The organism is Baekduia sp. Peel2402, from assembly GCF_052567285.1.
Genome location: NZ_CP199582.1, coordinates 2791804 through 2807507, shown reverse-complemented (window position 1 = coordinate 2807507; position 15704 = coordinate 2791804). Strand labels below are relative to the sequence as shown.

The following is a 15704-nucleotide window of genomic DNA, read 5'->3' as shown; positions in this document are numbered from 1 at the left end:
TCCCCGCCATGCCGAACTTCGGGGACTTCCAGCTGGAGATCTACCTCGGTGGCCTGGCGGGCGTGCGCCCGGCGCTGCCGATGACGTTCGCGGAGCTGGAGGCGCGGGCGGCGAAGTGCCTCAGCCCCGAGATCCTCTCCTACGTGGCGGGTGGGGCCGGCAACGAGGCGACGCAGGATGTGAACGTGGCGGCGTTCGACCGCTATGGGTTGGTCCCGCGGATGCTCGCGGGCGCGGCCGAGCGCGACCTGTCGACGGAGCTCCTGGGCGTGTCGTGGTCCTCGCCGCTGATGCTCGCGCCGGTTGGTGTGATCGGGCTGTGCGCGCAGGATGGGCACGGGGACCTGGCGACGGCGCGGGCGGCCGCGGCGACCGGCACGCCGATGATCGCCTCGACGCTGTCGGCCGACCCGCTGGAGGACGTCGCCGCGGCGCTGGGCGACGCGCCCGGGTTCTTTCAGCTCTACACGCCGGCCGACCGCGAGCTGGCCGCGTCGTTCGTGCGCCGCGCGGAGGCCGCTGGGTTCAAGGGGATCGTCGTCACGTTGGACACCCAGATCCTCGGTTGGCGGCCGCGCGACCTGTCGATGGCGTCGTTCCCGCAGCTGCAAGGCAAGTGCTTGGCCAACTACTTCAGCGACGAGGTCTTCCGCGCCAAGCTGGAGAAGCCGCCGGAGGAGGACCCGCGCGCGGCGGCGCTGGCGTGGGCGCTCGGGTTCAGCGACCCGGGGCTGAGCTGGGACGACCTCGCCTGGCTGCGCTCGTTGACCGACCTGCCGCTGTTGTTGAAGGGGATCTGCCATCCCGAGGACGTGCGTCGCGCGATCGACGGCGGCATCGACGGCATCTACTGCTCCAACCACGGCGGCCGCCAGGCCAACGGCGGCGCGGCGGCGATCGACATGCTCGGCCCGGTGGTCGAGGCGGCGGGCGACGCGGTCCCGGTGATCTTCGATTCCGGAGTGCGCGGCGGCGAGCACATCGTCAAGGCCATTGCCTTGGGCGCGAGCGCTGTCGGGATCGGGCGACCGTACGCCTACGGGTTGGCCGTCGGTGGAGAGGCGGGCATCGTCCACGTCATCCGATCTCTGCTCGCCGAGGCCGACCTGCTGATGGCCGTCGACGGCTACGCGTCGCTGGCCGACTTGACGCCGGACGCGCTGCTGGTGCGGTGACGACCCATGCCGATCGTCAGCGTTCCGCGAGCGGATCGCCGATAGATCAGGGCGCGCGGTTCAGTGAAGGGGTAGGACGACCTGCCGGAAGTCGTCGCATTGCCCGGCCACGCCCTCCGCTCGTTCAGCCTTCGCGGTACGCGCTCCGGACGGCGGCCGCAGCGGTTCGCTGGAGAGGGATGAGCATTCGACGATGCGGTGAGGTGGCGCTGCCGGACGGGCTTTGACAGGGGCCGTCGAGCGGTCCTAGCGTGCGACGGCAAGTCGCTGTGTGGCGCTGATCGCTGTGGAGAGGGAGGTGGTGCATGTCCCACGTGGCGCCGGTCGAGCCAGGCGGGAACACGCTGTCCGGGGCGGCCTACGACGTCTTCGCGCCGTTCTACGACAGCCTCACCCGGGATGCGGACTACGAGTGGTGGTGGTCGGCGCTTATGCCGCTGGCCGAGGCTGCCGGGCTCTCAGGGCGGCGGGCCCTCGACGTGGCGTGCGGAACCGGCAAGAGCCTCGCGCCGCTTCTCGAAGCGGGCTGGTCGGCGGTCGGGGTCGACATCTCCGCGCCGATGCTCGACCTAGCGCGTCGCAAGCTGGGGCCGGACGTCCCGCTGCTCCAACGGGACATGTGCGACCTGCCGGTGCTCGGGGTGTTCGACCTGATCTGCTCGCTCAACGACTCGGTCAACTACCTCCTGGAGCAAGAGCAGCTGGTCGCCGCTTTCAAGGGCTTCCGCCGCAACCTCGCGCCGGGCGGGGTGGTGCTGTTCGACGTCAACACCATCGGGATGTATCGCGTGTACGGCGCGCTCGTCCGCCAGGAGCCGAGCCGCGTGCTCATCGTCGAAGGAATCGCCGATGGCGAGGTCGAGCCGGGTGGGGTCTTCCGCACGGACTTCGTCGTCCTCGAGCAGCGTGAAGGCTTCTTCTGGACGATCGAGCGCAGCCCGCACTTCCAGCGCCATCACCCGGACGCGGACATCCGCGCGGCCATGCTGGAGGCCGGCCTGGAGTTCGTCGGAGCGCACGGCCAGACCTACAAGACGATCACGCCCACGGTCGACGAGGACACCGACGAGAAGGTCGTCTACGTCGCGCGGGCACCCACCGACGGGAGGAGGTGACGAGCATGCGGATCGAGGTGATGGACAACAAAGTGATCTCGGAGATGAGCACCACGAAGGGTGGTTGAGAGGAGGTGGAGGTCATGAAGATCGACGTGCTGGACGAGAAGCTGGTTCCGCTCGCGAGCATCACGAAGTCGACGTGAGCGGCGTGGGGGAGGTGTATGCGCTGAGGGCGTCGGTGGAGGTCCTGGAGGCGTCGGACGGGCGGGTGTATCTGCTGCGGCCCGGCGCCTCGGATCTTGTGGTGCCGGAGCCGGATGAGGTCGATCGGGCGTTGTTGACGGCCTTGGAGGTTCCGTCCGGGATCGAGGTGCTCGTCGGGAGGACCGGAGCGGCGGTGGAGGTGCTGCGGGAGAAGCTCGATGCGCTCGGGGCGGCGGAGGTGCTGGCGTCCTGGCCCGAGGACAGCCCAGCGTTGGACGATGACGCGGCGGCGCGGTTCGATCGGCAGCTGCCCTATCTCGCGGAGTTCGGTCCGCCGCAGGAGCGGCAGCGCGCGTTGGCCGATGCGACGGTGGCCATCATCGGCTGCGGCGGCCTCGGCACCTGGGCGCTCGGCGGCCTCGCGTGTGCGGGCGTCGGGTCCTTCATCTTGGTCGACGACGACACGGTCGAGCCGAGCAACCTCAACCGGCAAGTGCTGTATGTCGACGCGGACATCGGCCGGCCGAAGGTCGAGTGCGCGGCGGAGTGGGTGCGGCGGTTCGCGCCGCGGACCGCGGTCGAGACGGTCGACCGGCGCGTGGCGGGCGTCGAGGACGTCGCGCCGTTGGCGCGCGCCGCGGACATCGTGGTGCTGCTCGCCGACTGGCCGCCGTACGAGCTGGAGCGCTGGGTCAACGCGGCCTGCGTCGAGGCCGGGACGCCCTACATCGCGTGCGGGCAGGCGACGCCGATCATGAAGATCGGCCCGATGTTCGTCCCCGGCCGCACGGCGTGCTTCGCCTGCGAGGAGACGCAGATGCGCGCGGACTCGCCGTTCTACGACGAGCTCGTCGCGATGCGCCGGCGTGACGGGCGGTTCGCCATGACGCTCGGTCCCGCGTCCGGCCTCGTCGGCACCGTGCTTTCGATCGAGGTCATGCACGCGCTGCTGGGACGGCCCGCCGCGACCGAGGGCAAGGCCATGTTGTTGGACATCCAGACCTTCCGGACCTGGTGGGCGCCGGTCACGCGCGACCCGGCGTGCGCGGTCTGCGGTCAGGTCCCGCAGTAGGTGACGTACACGTCGCCGTCCGGCCCGGGCGCGGCGAGGTCCTCGAAGCCGGCGCGCGCCTCGAACGGGCGCGTGACCGCGGACAGGAGGCGGTGGTAGGGCGCGAGGTCGCCGACGGTCGCGGCGGTCAGGGCGTCCTCGACGGCGTGGTTGCGCGGGATGTACACCGGGTTGATGGTGTCCATGGTGGAAGGCGTCGCCGGATCGTCGGCGGCGTCGCCGAGCCGCTCCCGCCAGCGCGCGAGCCAGGCGTCCCAGGCGGCGAGGTTGAGGAAGAGGCCGCGGGCGTCGGTGGTGCGGTCGTCGCCGCGCAGGGTGGAGGCGGCGGCGCGGAAGAAGCTGGTGAAGTCGACGTGGTCGGCGCGCAGCAGCCCCAATAGGTCGGCGATCAGCGTGGTGTCGAGCTCGTCGTCGCCCGGGTCACCGCTCACCGGGATCCCGAGCTTCGCGCGCATGCGCGCGAGGAAGGCGGCGTCGTAGCGCGGCCACCAGGATTCGAGGATCGGGGTGGCGAGCGCGGCGGCGGACTCGGTGTCGTCGGCGATCAGCGGCAGCAGGGACTCCGCCAACCGCGCGAGGTCCCACTGCGCCAGCGCGGGCTGCATGCCGTAGGCGTAGCGGCCGCCGTGGTCGATCGAGCTGAACGTCGCGGCCGGGTCGAAGGCCTCCATGAACGCGCACGGGCCGTAGTCGATGGTCTCGCCCGAGATCGTCATGTTGTCGGTGTTCATGACGCCGTGGACGAAAGCCACCGACATCCACTGGGCCACCAACTTCGCCTGCGCGTCCAGGACGGCCTCAAAAAGCGCCAACGCGGGGACGTCGGCGTCGGTCGCGGCCGGGTGGTGGCGCGCGATCGCGTAGTCGGTCAAGCGCTGCAACAACGCGATGTCGCCCGAGAGCGAGGCGTACTGGAACGTCCCGACGCGCAGATGGCTGGACGCGACGCGCGCCAGCACCGCGCCCGGCAGCGCGGTCTCGCGCATCACGCGCTCGCCGGTCGCCACGACGGCCAGCGCGCGCGTCGTCGGGATCACCAGCGCGTGCATCGCCTCGCTGACGAGGTGCTCGCGCAGCATCGGCCCGACGGCCGCCTTGCCGTCGCCGCCGCGCGCGAACGGCGTGCGGCCGGAGCCCTTGAGGTGAAGGTCGCGGCGGCGGCCGCCAGCGTCGACCACCTCGCCCAAAAGCAGCGCGCGGCCGTCGCCCAGTCGCGGCGACAGCGAGCCGAACTGGTGGCCGGAGTAGGCCATGGCGACCGGCTCCGCGCCGGCGGGCGGAGCGCTGCCGACCAGCGCGGCGACGCCCTCGGGGGCCCGCAGTGCCGCGACCTCCGCGCCTAGCTCAACCGCGAGCGCCTCGTTCAGCACCAACAGCTCCGGCGCCGGCGCCACCGCTCCCTGCCACGGCACGTACAACCCCTCCATCTCGCGGACGAAGCTGTTGTCGAACGCGAACAGCTGGGGCGGTGCAGCGACGCTCATAGCCTTCAGGCTAGGGCCACCGTCCGCAAAGCCTGCGCGCCGTCGTGGATCAGCGGACCGAGGCCCGCGCCGTCGTCCTCCGCGCCCACCCACCGCGCGAACGCGCTGGAGAACACTGCCATCCCGGCCACGGCGGTCAGCTCGGCGGCCGGATCCTCCACGCCGCGCTCACGCAGCGCGCCCGCCACCGCGCCGGCCAACCGCGACATCTTGATCAGCTCGCGCTCTTGCAGCTCCGAATTGGCCTCGATGATCGCCTGCCGGCGCCGCGCGTGCTCCCAGCGGTCGACGAAGAACGGCGCCGTCGCGTCGAGTCCCGCCAGCACCGCGTCCAGCGGCGTCGCATCCGCCGGCGCGCCGCGCACCCCGCCGACGATCGCCGCCTCCAGCTCCTCGGTCCCGGAGAACAGGACCTCGCGCTTGTCGGCGTAGTGGCGGAAGAACGTGCGCTTGGTCAGCCCGGCGCGCTCGGCGATCTCGGCCACGGTTGTGCCCTCGAACCCGCGCTCGGCGTAGAGGTCGAGCGCGGAGGCCGCGAGGCGGCTGCGGGCATCGGGTTGCCATCGGGCCATGTCTTCGTCACAGGATATCGACCGCGATGACACCAAGTGACATCAACCGTGCTACCGTGCGATGGCACCAAGTGTCATCACTCCCCAGAACCGAGGTTCTCCCCATGAAGGTCTTCGTCACCGGCGCGTCCGGTCACATCGGCTCGGCCGTCGTCCCCGAGCTCCTCAACAACGGCCACACCGTGGTCGGCCTCGCCCGCTCCGACGCCTCCGCCGCCGCGCTCGAAGCGGCCGGCGCCGACGTCCACCGCGGCGAGCTCGCCGACCTCGGCGGCCTGCGCGCGGCGGCCGCCGACGCCGACGGCGTCATCCACCTCGCCTACGACCACGCCGCGATGGCGCGCGGCGCGATGGACGAGGCGCTCGCGCTCGACCGCGCCGTGGTCGCCGCCTTCGGCGACGCGCTCGCCGACAGCGGCAAGCCGTTCGTCGGCACCTCCGGCACGCTGATGCTCGCGGTTGGCGGCGTCACCGGCCGCCCCGGCACCGAGGACGACATCTTCGGTGACGTCGGCCACCGCGTCGACAACGAGAACGCGGCCGCCAACCTCGCCGACCGCGGCATCCGCGCCTCGGTCGTCCGGCTCCCGCCGACCGTCCACAGTGACCTCGACCAGCACGGCTTCGTCCCGATGCTGATCGCGATCGCCCGCGAGAAGGGCGTCTCCGGCTACATCGGCGACGGCGCCAACCGCTGGCCCGCTGGCCACACGCTCGACGCGGCGCGCGTCTACCGCCTCGCGCTGGAGTCCGCGCCCGCCCGCGCGCGCCTGCATCCCGTCGGCGACGAGGGTGTGCCGTTCAAGGCGATCGCCGAGGCGATCGGCCGCGGGGTCGGCGTCCCGGCCGCGTCGGTCGCGCCTGAGGAGCTCGGCTTCCTCGGCTTCTTCGCCGCGCTCGACAGCCCGGCCTCAAACGCCAGGACCCGTGAGCTGCTGGGCTGGGAGCCGGAGCACCCTGGCCTGCTCGACGACCTCGCCGCGGGCCACTACTTCGCGGCGTCGACCTCGACGACCGCGAGCTGACGCAGCAGCAGCGGCGTCAACAGCAGCAGTCCGCCCGCCGTCGCGATCGCGGCGCGGGCGGACGTCGCCGCCGCCAGCAGGCCCCACAGCGCGGTGAGCGCGGCGATCGTCGCGGTCGACGACGTCGTCCACGCCGCGAGCATCCGCGCGATCCGGTCGTCGGGCGTCGCGCGCAGCCGCAGCGTCGCGTAGACCGGGTTGAAGATCCCCATGCAGAAGACCAACCCGGTCTGGAGCACGAGCACCAGCACCAGGCCGCCCGCGCCGGCGAAGACGAACGGCAGGCCGATCGACCAGCACGCACGCAGCGTCCCGAAGACGCGCAGGACCCGTCCCGCGCCGAGTCGCGCGACCGCCCGCCGCGACAGCCGCGCGCCGAGCAGGCCGCCGAGGCACGGCGCGCCGAACGCCAACCCGTACTCCAACGGCGAGAAGCCCAGCTCGCCGAGCATCAGCACGGCCATCGGCGGCGTCGTCGCCATGATCAGGCCGCCGACCAGGAGCTGGTTGAAGAACAACGGCCGCAACGTCGGATGGCCGAGGATGAAGCGCCAGCCGTCGAGGAGGTCGGAGCGGTGCAGCGCCCGGGCGGCGGCGGGCGGCTCGGCTTCACGATCCGGCCCGATCGCGCGCAGCATCAGCGCCGAGCCCAGGAAGCTCACCGCGTTGACCACGACGGTCGTCGCCGCGCCGAGCACTCCGATCGCCGCGCCGCCCGCCGGCGGCCCGATCGCCGTCGCCGTCCACGTCGTCGCCTCGAAGCGCCCGTTGGCGACCAGCAGGCCCTCGCCCGGCCCGACCAACCCCTTCAGGAACGCGCCGCTCGCGGCGCGGAACGCGACGTCCGCCGCGCTGACGACAACCGACACCACCAACAGCTGCCAGACCGTCAGCCAGCCCAACATGTACGTCAACGGGACGGTCAGCAGCGCGCCGAACCGCACGAGGTCCATCGCGACCATCACCGGCCGCTTGCGCCGCCGCTCGACCCACGGGCCCAGCGGCACCGCCAACACCGCCGCGATCGCCAGCCCGGCGGCGGCCAGCGCCGAGACCTCCGCGGGGCCCGCGTCCAGCGTTATGATCGCCACGATCGGGAACGCGTCGAACGCGATCCACGTCCCCGCCGCGCTGACCGCGTAGGCCGCCCACAGCCACCCGAAGGCCCGCCCGAGCCGCGTGGGAGCGGGCGGCGGAGGGGCGGGGCGGACGGCCATGGCCGCGGAAGGGTGCCAGACGGGTCGGCCGCCAGAGCGCCGCTGCGGCGGTCAAGCGGTCAGGCCGACAGGCCGGTGATCGCGTCGCCGACGAGCTTGGCGGCGATCACCAGGCAGATCACGGCCATGATCGCCGCGTTGTTGGTGGCCATCCACGTCTTCAGCTCATCCAGGAGCGCCGCGGCGCGGTCGCCGAGCGCGAAGTACACGACGACCGGCGCGCCGACCCCGACCGACGCGAGCACCGTGAACACGACCCACGCGATCGCCTCGTCGGCGCCCGACACACCGGTCTGCGCGACCGCCGCCGCCGCGCCGACGATCAGCAGCAGGTTCTTGGGGTTGATCCCCGACAGCGCGGCGCCGATCGCCAGCGCGCGCACGGGCGTGAACGTGTCCAGCGCCGACATCCACGACGGCATCGCGACGTCCTCGCCCGGCCGCGGGCGCCCGCGCCACTGCTTGACCGCCACCGCGAGCAGCAGCAAGCCGAGCGCGAGCTTCATCCAGCTCACCCACGTCGCCGGCGCGCCGCCGTCGCTGGCGCCCGCCGGATCGGCGACCGCGATCACGATCCCGCCGACGAGCGCGACGCCGAGCATCGCGCCGATCAGGAACGCTGGCCCGTTGATCCGCGCGCGCGGCGTCACCAGGATCAGCACGACCGCGATGATCGGCATCGGGCTGATCGCCACGCCGACTGCGAACGGCAACGACTGCCCGATGGCCTCGCCCATGACGACCGACCGTACGGGCGGCGCGGGTGACGGCCCCTCGCCCGCGACGGGTGACACGGCTACTTGCGTGAGCTTCACGAGTTGTACACCTAACGGTGATCGGGGCCCGCTTCAGTACCGGGTTGTCGGATCCCCCTCAACCCTGAACGGACGTCCCCATGGCATCACCCCTTCCGCGTCGTGGCCGCTTTGCGCTGGCCGCGCTCACGGTCGCGGCGTCGCTCGCCGGCGCGAGCAGCGCCTGCGCCGCGATCACCGACGCGCACCTCGCGTTCACCGGCGACACCGCCACGACGATGGCGATCACCTTCAAGGAGGACGCCGCCGTCGTCGGCACCACGGCGATCGGCTACGCGCGCCCGGCCGCGATCGGCAACGGCGGCGCGGCCGCCTGCGCCGCGGTCACCCCAGCGCCGAGCGACTGCATCAGCTTGCCGCTCGGCCGCACCGACGCCCAAGGCGTCGCCACCGGCAGCGGGCCGTTCTACACGTTCTTCACGGGTACGTTCACCGGCCTGGCGGCGAACGCGAAGTACGACTGGTTCGTCACGACGACCGCCACGCCCGCCGGCCTGGCGCCCGGGACGTTCACCACCGCCAAGGCCGGCAACTCGACCTACACCGCGGCGACCTACGGCGAGGTCCACGTCGACGATGGCGATGACGTCGTCCCGTTCGGCGCCTCAGCCCCCGGCCAGTACTCGGTTCAGGGCGTCGTCGGCCTCAACTACGCCAACAAGGTCACGCTCAACCAGAACGTGCGCCCGGCGTTCGTCGTCACCTCCGGCGACAACATGAACGACGGCACGATGGAGACCATGTACGACCGTCTGCTCGCGGGCGTCTACACGTTCCCCGACAGCTCGACCCTTGACGGCACCCCGACCCGCACGCTGCTGGGCTCGGTGCCGTTCATGTCCGCCTTGGGCGACCATGAGTACAAGAACACCGCGGTTCCCGGCACGGCGTCGCCGCTGTACTACGCGCACTTCCCCAACACCGACAACGGCCCGTCCGGCCAGGCGAACCGCTCCTACTCCTATGACTACGAGGGCGTCCACTGGGTGGTCCTGGAGGCGAGCCCGGGCTCCAAGCCGTCCACGTACCCCGTCTACTGGCAGCACGAGCTGGAGTGGCTGGACGCCGACCTGAAGTCCGCGGTCACCCGCACGCGCTTCCAGGTCGTGGTCATGCACCAGCCGCCGTTTCACTCCAAGACCAGCCGCGTGTACCCCGAGTACGCCGACCGCGAGTTCCGCGACGACGTCATGCCGTTGATGGACAAGTACGGCGTCGAGGTCGTGGTCTCCGGCCACGACGCGCACAACGTCCGCAGCCATCCGGTCGTCGGCGTGCCGACCGAGGACTGGGCCGCCGGCATGCCGAAGGTCTCGCCGAAGATCGTGGGCGCCGGCAAGGGCACCACCTACCTGGAGCAGTCGACGACCGGCAAGAACTACGACGGCCTGCTCGACGGCGAGCCGTGGGTCGCTTGGTCGCAGGACGCGGCGACGATGCCCGCGGTCATCTTCCTCACCTTCGGCGAGGGGGCGATCAGCGGCAAGTTCGTGCGTACCGACGCGCTGGACCCGGTGGCTCCTCACGGGCTAATGGCAACCGGCCGTCCGGTCGACTCGTTCACGATCCCGCAGGTCGATCCGGCGGGCACGGACACGAGCGTCCCGGGCCCGAAGGGCGACGCCGGCGACAAGGGCGACGCCGGCGACAAGGGCGACGCGGGCGTGAACGGCGGCACGGGCGCGACCGGGGCGACGGGCGCGACCGGCCCGCAGGGCGCCGCCGGCCGCGACGGCAAGGACGGCACGTTCACGCTGTCGGTCGCCAAGGCCACGTCTTCGTCGGTCCGTCGTGGCCACACGGCGACGCTGGCGTTCACGGTCAAGAACGGCACGACCGCGACATCGCCGTCGGGCACGCTCGTCGCCACGGTGGCCAAGGCGCTGCACGTCACGGGCGCGAAGTCGGCGAAGGTCGCCGCGCTGGCCGCCGGGAAGTCCCGAACGGTCAGGATCGCGCTGAAGGTCGGCCGCGCTGCGACGCTCGGCAAGCACACCGTCACGGTGCGACTCGCGGTCGGCGGCAAGGCGAGGACGACGAGCATCAAGCTCCGCGTCACGCGCTGATCCCCGCGGGATGGGGCGCCGCGGCATTGCGGCGCCCCGTTTCGTCCGCCGTCGCACCGGGAAGAAGGTCAAGCTCACCGACCGGTCACGCTCTCCATTGGGTGGGTCGAGGCGGGAAGCGATTCAAGGGGGATGTCTAGGGTGCCGGGCAACTCGTTGCCGGGAACGCGCTCGGGGGGCCGCAAGCGGGCCGTCGAGCTGATCGTCGAACAGGCATGCCGCCTGCCAGCGGTGCGTGGCGCGGCGGTCCTCGTCGTCGCCGAGGGCGACGCGGGCGCGCTTGAGGTCGTGGCCGCCGCGGGCGACCACGCGTCGCAGCGCGGTCGCTTCGTGCGCGCCGACGGCTTCGTCGAGCACCTCGGCGTCTCGGCCCATGCGCCGATCGGCGCCGCGCGCGGCGCGACGCTGGCGGTGACGGCCGCTGCGCAGGACGAGGGCGAGGACCTCGACCGCGCGATCGGCGACCTCGCGACGCTGGCGGCGCTCGGGTGGGCCGGCACGCCCGAGATCATGAACATGGTCGACGCGGGCGTTGGCGCACTGGCCAAGCTGCTGGCGCTGCGCGACGGCTACACGGGCGGGCACGCCGAGGAGGTCGTCGACCTCTGCGACGCGCTCGCGGTCCGGCTCGGGTTGGACGCCGAGGCGGTCGAGGAGCTGGAGATGGCCGCGCGGCTGCACGACCTGGGCAAGATCGGCGTGCCTGACGTAATCCTCCACAAGCCCGGTCGGCTGACCGCGGAGGAGTGGGACGTCATGCGCAAGCACCCGGGCTGGGGCGCCGAGGCGCTGGCCGCGGTGCCGGGCGCGGGCCGCGTCGCCGCGGCGGTGCGCGCGCATCACGAGCGCTGGGACGGCCAGGGCTACCCGGACGGTCTGACGGGCGAGGACATCCCGATGGCCGCGCGGATCATCGCGGTCGCCGACGCCTGGCACGCGATGACCTCCAACCGCTCCTACCGGCGCGCGCTGGACGACGAGCACGCGCGCGCGGAGCTGGCCGACGGGTCGGGGACGCAGTTCGATCCGCGGGTCGCCGACGCGCTGGTCGCGGTGCTCGCCGACCGCGAGGACCGAGACGATCGCTTCACGCGCGTGGGGACGGCCGCGCCCGCCGCCGCGCCCTCGGCGTCACCGGCCTCCGACTCACGCGGCCGCGCCCGCGCGCTGGCGACCGCGCTGCAGCGCGTCACGCGCTTGCCCGCGCTGCGCGAGTCCCGAGAGCGCCTCGACACGCTGCTCGCGACCCCGACCACCGCCGAAAGCGAGCTGCTGGATGTCATCGAGGCGGACCTCGCGCTCGCCGTCGCGGTGATCCGCGCCGCCAACGCGCTCAGCGACGGCGGGCCGATCACGACCGTGCCCGACGCTGTCCGGTCGCTAGGGCGCGATCGCCTCGCGGCGGTCGTCGCCGACATCAAGTCAATTGACTACTTCCAGCAGGTCGTTGGCTGGAGCAAGCCGCCCGAGCACGTCCGCCTGCACGCGCTGACCACCCAGCGCGCGACGTCGCTGATCGCGCGCACCGCCGACCGCAGCGACCACGACACCTTGATGGTCGGCGCGCTGCTGCACGACGTCGGCAAGCTCGTGCTCGAGCAGATGAGCCCGGCCTATCCGGCCGGAATCCACGGCGAGGCCGACACGCCCGACGCGCGCGCCCGCGCCGAGCGTCGCGCGCTCGGCTTCGACCACGCGCTCGTCGGCGGCCTGTTGCTGCGCCGCTGGGTGCTGCCCGAGGCGCTCGCGGCGATGGTCGAGGACCATCACGCCGAACACGCCGAGGACGCCGCCGCGGTCCTGCGCTTGGCCGACATGCTCGCCCACTACGCGCACGCGCGACCGGTCGACCCGCCGCTGCTGCTGCACGCCGCTCAGGCCGCCGGCCTCACGCCCCAGCAGCTGCGCGCGGTCATGTTCGACCTCTCCAAGGCCGGCGGCGACGCCGCTCCGCGCGCGACCGAGCCGTCGCCGTTGACCCGCTCGCAGGAGCAGGTCCTGCGCGGCCTGGCCGAGGGCAAGGTCTACAAGGAGATCGCCCGCGACCTGGGGCTCTCGACGTCGACCGTCCGCTCCCACTGCCATGCGGTCTACCAGCGCCTCGGCGTGTCCGACCGCTCACAGGCGGTGCTCCAGGCGACGGCGCGCGGCTGGATCTGAGGTCCGCGCGTCGTTTGACCCCCGCAGGCCGGGGAACAGGTCCCTGGGAATGGAGGCCTGGTCACCCACCAGTCGTGAGGTCGCCCTCGACGCGCTCGCGCGCGTCGTTACTGCGTGCTGCTCGGGGATGAGCGCGTTGCCTGAGCTGTTGGAGGAGCGCTCCGGCACGACGCAGGAGGCGCTGCGCGAGCGGATCGTCCCGCTGCTCGGCGCGCACGCGGCGGCGCAGCGGCTGGCGTTCGAGGAGCGCGACACGCTGCGGGCGGCGCTGCCGTTCGAGGTCCAAGCCGACGTCGGGCTCGAGTACCTACAGGGGCTGGACGAGGGGTTGGCGCTGCTGGCCCACGATGGCACCGATCCGCTGATCCCGGACGCGCAGGACGTCGCGCGCTGGACCGCCGACCCGCAGGTGCTGCTGTGGCTACAGCGGACCTCGCGCGCGGTGCCGGCCGACGTGCTGGCGTGGGCCGATGGCGCGCAGGACGCGCTGCGGCCCGAGCCGGCGGACCCGGCGCGGGCGGCGGTGGTCGCCGAGGCGCTGCGCGGCGAGCTCGTCGATCAGGCCGGCGGGTACCGCGCGCTGCTCGAGGCCTACAAGAAGTCGCGCACGCGGGCGGTCGCAGTGGAGGGCGCGTGGGGGCGGCTGGTCGCGCTGGCGCGGGCGCTGCGGGCGCTGAAGGGGCCGTCGTGCCGGCTGTCGCAGTTCCCGGACGGCGGGCCGTCGCTGGGCGCGGCGTTCGGCGCGCTGCACCAGGTGTTCGCGTCGCTGGCGCTGATGGTCGCCGGCGAGCACCCGGCGGGGCTGCTGGTGGCGCCCGAGGCGGTGGACGCCGCGTGCGCCTCCTGATCCTGGCCGACGACGCGCCGTTCGTCTCGCTGGGCGCGCTGGTCGAGACGCACGCGCCGGAGGTCGTGATCGCCTTGGGTGACCTGGAGCCCGACGTGCTCGACCCGCTCGGACGCTACGACGGCCTGCCGGTTCTCGGCGTGTACGGCAACCACGACGACGGGCGCTACCTCGACGCGGCCAACACCACCAACCTGCACCTGCGCCGCGCGGAGGTCGGCGGCATCGCGTTCGCCGGCTTCGAGGGCTGCGTGCGCTACGCGCCTGGCGCGCCGTTGCAGTACACGCAGCGGGAGGCGGCGCGGCTGGCGCGGCGGCTGCCGGAGGCCGACGTGCTGATCTCCCACGCGCCGCCGCGCGGCGTGCACGAGGAGCCTGATGACCGCGCGCACGAAGGCTTCGACGCGCTGCGCGACTACGACCTGCGCGTCGCGCCGGCGCTGCACCTGCACGGTCACACGCCTGCGCCGGCACGGCGGGCGGCGCGGCTGGGGGAGACGAGCGTCGTTCATGTTGTTGGACATGCGGTGCTCGACCTGTAGGTCGTAGGCTGCGCGGCGATGGCCGGACGCGAGACCCCCGCCACGCGCGCCGCCAAGGCCGCGGGCATCACCTACACCTTGCACGAGTACGACCACGACCCGCGCGCGGAGTCCTACGCGGGCGAGGCCGCGGAGGCGCTCGGGCTCGACCCGCGGCGGGTGTTCAAGACGCTGGTCGTGGCGCTCGGCGACGACCTGGCGGTGGCGATCGTCCCGGCCGTCGACCAGCTGGACCTCAAGGCGGTCGGCAAGCGCGCGGCGATGGCCGACACCGGACGGGCCGAGAAGGTGACGGGGTACGTGGCCGGCGGGATCAGCCCGCTCGGGCAGCGCAAGCGGCTGCCGACGTTCCTGGACGACAGCGCTTCGCGGTTCGACACCATCTTCGTCTCGGCCGGGCGACGCGGGCTGGAGATCGAGCTGGCGCCCGACGACCTCGCCACGCTGACCGACGCCGACGTGCGACCGCTGGCGCGGGTGGCGTCGTGAGCGGGCGCGTCTTCATCACCGGCGCCAGGGGCTTCATCGGCCGCGCGCTGGCCGAGCGCTTCGCGGGCGACGGCTGGGCGGTCAGCGGCGTGGACGTCGTGGCCGACCCTGAGCGCGACGTCGTCGCCGGGAACATCAGCGCGCCGGGTGCGTGGCAGGACCACGCCGCGGGCGCCGACCTCGTCGTCCACACCGCCGCGATCGTCTCGATGCGCGGGACCGACCCGCGCGCGGTCTGGCAGGTCAACGCGCTGGGCACCAAGCACGTGCTGGACGCCGCGATCCGCGGCGGGGCGTCGCGGGTCGTGCACCTCTCGTCGGTGACCGTCTTCGGGTTCGCGTTTCCCGACGGCGTCGACGAGACCTATCCGACCGAGCCCAACGGCGTGCCCTACGTCGACACGAAGATCGCCTCCGAAGCTCTCGTGCTGCGGGCGCACGGGGCGGGCGAGGTGCCGTGCGCGATCGTCCGGCCGGGCGACGTCTACGGCCCGCGCTCACGCCCGTGGACGCTGCTGCCCGTCGAGGAGATCAAGCGCCGCCGCTTCATCCTGCCCGCGCGCGGGCGCGGGATCTTCTCGCCTGTGTTCATCGACAACTTGGTCGACGGCATCGTCCTCGCCGCCACGCACGCCGACGCGCCCGGCAACGTGTTCACCTTGAGCGACGGCGTCGGGGTCACCACGAGCGAGTTCTTCGGGCACTACGCGCGGATGCTCGGCCGTCGCCTGTCGACGCTGCCGACCGCGCCCTCGCGCGCGCTGGCCTCCATCGCCGCGGCCGGCGCCCGCGTCGCGCGCCAGGAGACGGAGGTCAACGCCTCCGCCGCCCAGTACCTCGCGCGCACGGGGACCTACTCGATCGAGCGCGCGCGCTCGGTCCTGGGCTACGCGCCCGCGGTTTCGCTCGCCGACGGAATGGAGCGGACGGAGGCGTGGCTTCGCACGAATGGGCATCTGAACGAGCGCTAGTGTCGGC

At 72.8% G+C, this 15704-nt stretch carries 14 protein-coding genes; 10 read left to right on the top strand and 4 right to left on the bottom strand.

The genetic code is table 11. The features are described from left to right. Window positions 1–8 precede the first annotated feature (8 nt). The 3 genes from ACT01A_RS13715 to ACT01A_RS13705 all read left to right on the top strand — a co-directional run bounded on the left by ACT01A_RS13715 (window position 9) and on the right by ACT01A_RS13705 (window position 3509). Window positions 9–1175: an alpha-hydroxy-acid oxidizing protein gene (locus ACT01A_RS13715; protein WP_445147649.1), complete on the top strand. Its 1167-nt coding sequence runs from the start codon at window positions 9–11 to the stop codon at window positions 1173–1175. Between the two features lie 305 nt (window positions 1176–1480). Continuing rightward, complete coding sequence (locus ACT01A_RS13710; protein WP_445147648.1) at window positions 1481–2290, top strand: methyltransferase domain-containing protein; 810 nt, start codon at window positions 1481–1483, stop codon at window positions 2288–2290. Window positions 2291–2432: 142 nt separating this feature from the next. After that, window positions 2433–3509: a TOMM precursor leader peptide-binding protein gene (locus ACT01A_RS13705; RefSeq protein ID WP_445147647.1), complete on the top strand. Its 1077-nt coding sequence runs from the start codon at window positions 2433–2435 to the stop codon at window positions 3507–3509. Here ACT01A_RS13705 and ACT01A_RS13700 read toward each other — a convergent pair. Both ACT01A_RS13700 and ACT01A_RS13695 read right to left on the bottom strand, forming a co-directional pair. Beyond that, entirely contained in the window at window positions 3494–4993 is a 1500-nt protein-coding gene (locus ACT01A_RS13700; protein WP_445147646.1) for a protein adenylyltransferase SelO, read from the bottom strand. The genes ACT01A_RS13705 and ACT01A_RS13700 overlap by 16 nt on opposite strands. Window positions 4994–4998: 5 nt before the next feature. After that, window positions 4999–5565, bottom strand: coding sequence for a TetR family transcriptional regulator (locus ACT01A_RS13695; protein WP_445147645.1), 567 nt, complete (start codon window positions 5563–5565; stop codon window positions 4999–5001). A 104-nt stretch (window positions 5566–5669) separates the two neighbouring features. Between ACT01A_RS13695 and ACT01A_RS13690 the strand changes: the two genes are divergently transcribed. Continuing rightward, on the top strand, window positions 5670–6590 hold the full coding sequence (locus ACT01A_RS13690) for an SDR family oxidoreductase (RefSeq protein WP_445147644.1): 921 nt from the start codon (window positions 5670–5672) through the stop codon (window positions 6588–6590). Here the strand turns inward: ACT01A_RS13690 and ACT01A_RS13685 are convergent. Next, complete coding sequence (locus ACT01A_RS13685; RefSeq protein WP_445147643.1) at window positions 6554–7807, bottom strand: MFS transporter; 1254 nt, start codon at window positions 7805–7807, stop codon at window positions 6554–6556. The two genes, ACT01A_RS13690 and ACT01A_RS13685, sit on opposite strands and share 37 nt — an antisense overlap. Window positions 7808–7866: 59 nt before the next feature. Then, complete coding sequence (locus ACT01A_RS13680) at window positions 7867–8544, bottom strand: GAP family protein (protein ID WP_445147642.1); 678 nt, start codon at window positions 8542–8544, stop codon at window positions 7867–7869. A gap of 158 nt (window positions 8545–8702) precedes the next feature. Here ACT01A_RS13680 and ACT01A_RS13675 point away from each other — a divergent pair, with 158 nt between their 5' ends. The 6 genes from ACT01A_RS13675 to ACT01A_RS13650 all read left to right on the top strand — a co-directional run bounded on the left by ACT01A_RS13675 (window position 8703) and on the right by ACT01A_RS13650 (window position 15697). Then, a complete protein-coding gene (locus ACT01A_RS13675; RefSeq protein ID WP_445147641.1) occupies window positions 8703–10688 on the top strand; it encodes a metallophosphoesterase in 1986 nt (661 codons plus the stop codon). A 132-nt stretch (window positions 10689–10820) separates the two neighbouring features. Beyond that, window positions 10821–12848: an HD domain-containing phosphohydrolase gene (locus ACT01A_RS13670; protein WP_445147640.1), complete on the top strand. Its 2028-nt coding sequence runs from the start codon at window positions 10821–10823 to the stop codon at window positions 12846–12848. 127 nt (window positions 12849–12975) lie between these two features. Beyond that, window positions 12976–13695 carry a hypothetical protein gene (locus ACT01A_RS13665; RefSeq protein ID WP_445147639.1) on the top strand — a complete coding sequence of 240 codons (720 nt, stop codon included), beginning with the start codon at window positions 12976–12978 and terminating at the stop codon, window positions 13693–13695. Continuing rightward, window positions 13683–14237 carry a metallophosphoesterase family protein gene (locus ACT01A_RS13660; RefSeq protein WP_445147638.1) on the top strand — a complete coding sequence of 185 codons (555 nt, stop codon included), beginning with the start codon at window positions 13683–13685 and terminating at the stop codon, window positions 14235–14237. The genes ACT01A_RS13665 and ACT01A_RS13660 overlap by 13 nt, the downstream gene beginning before the upstream one ends. A gap of 18 nt (window positions 14238–14255) precedes the next feature. Then, window positions 14256–14726, top strand: coding sequence for a Cys-tRNA(Pro) deacylase (gene ybaK / locus ACT01A_RS13655; protein WP_445147637.1), 471 nt, complete (start codon window positions 14256–14258; stop codon window positions 14724–14726). After that, window positions 14723–15697, top strand: a complete 975-nt coding sequence (locus ACT01A_RS13650; protein WP_445147636.1) for an NAD-dependent epimerase/dehydratase family protein — start codon at window positions 14723–14725, stop codon at window positions 15695–15697. Before ybaK ends, ACT01A_RS13650 begins: the two co-directional genes overlap by 4 nt. The last annotated feature ends 7 nt before the right edge of the window (window positions 15698–15704 follow it).

What these genes read in the sequence shown, in the direction of transcription:
- ACT01A_RS13715 (WP_445147649.1), top strand. Translation starts at nt 9, where the DNA reads ATGCCGAACTTCGGGGACTTCCAGCTGGAGATCTACCTCGGTGGCCTG.
- ACT01A_RS13710 (WP_445147648.1), top strand. Translation starts at nt 1,481, where the DNA reads ATGTCCCACGTGGCGCCGGTCGAGCCAGGCGGGAACACGCTGTCCGGG.
- ACT01A_RS13700 (WP_445147646.1), bottom strand. Translation starts at nt 4,993, where the DNA reads ATGAGCGTCGCTGCACCGCCCCAGCTGTTCGCGTTCGACAACAGCTTC.
- ACT01A_RS13695 (WP_445147645.1), bottom strand. Translation starts at nt 5,565, where the DNA reads ATGGCCCGATGGCAACCCGATGCCCGCAGCCGCCTCGCGGCCTCCGCG.
- ACT01A_RS13690 (WP_445147644.1), top strand. Translation starts at nt 5,670, where the DNA reads ATGAAGGTCTTCGTCACCGGCGCGTCCGGTCACATCGGCTCGGCCGTC.
- ACT01A_RS13685 (WP_445147643.1), bottom strand. Translation starts at nt 7,807, where the DNA reads ATGGCCGTCCGCCCCGCCCCTCCGCCGCCCGCTCCCACGCGGCTCGGG.
- ACT01A_RS13680 (WP_445147642.1), bottom strand. Translation starts at nt 8,544, where the DNA reads ATGGGCGAGGCCATCGGGCAGTCGTTGCCGTTCGCAGTCGGCGTGGCG.
- ACT01A_RS13675 (WP_445147641.1), top strand. Translation starts at nt 8,703, where the DNA reads ATGGCATCACCCCTTCCGCGTCGTGGCCGCTTTGCGCTGGCCGCGCTC.
- ACT01A_RS13670 (WP_445147640.1), top strand. Translation starts at nt 10,821, where the DNA reads ATGTCTAGGGTGCCGGGCAACTCGTTGCCGGGAACGCGCTCGGGGGGC.
- ACT01A_RS13665 (WP_445147639.1), top strand. Translation starts at nt 12,976, where the DNA reads ATGAGCGCGTTGCCTGAGCTGTTGGAGGAGCGCTCCGGCACGACGCAG.
- ybaK (WP_445147637.1), top strand. Translation starts at nt 14,256, where the DNA reads ATGGCCGGACGCGAGACCCCCGCCACGCGCGCCGCCAAGGCCGCGGGC.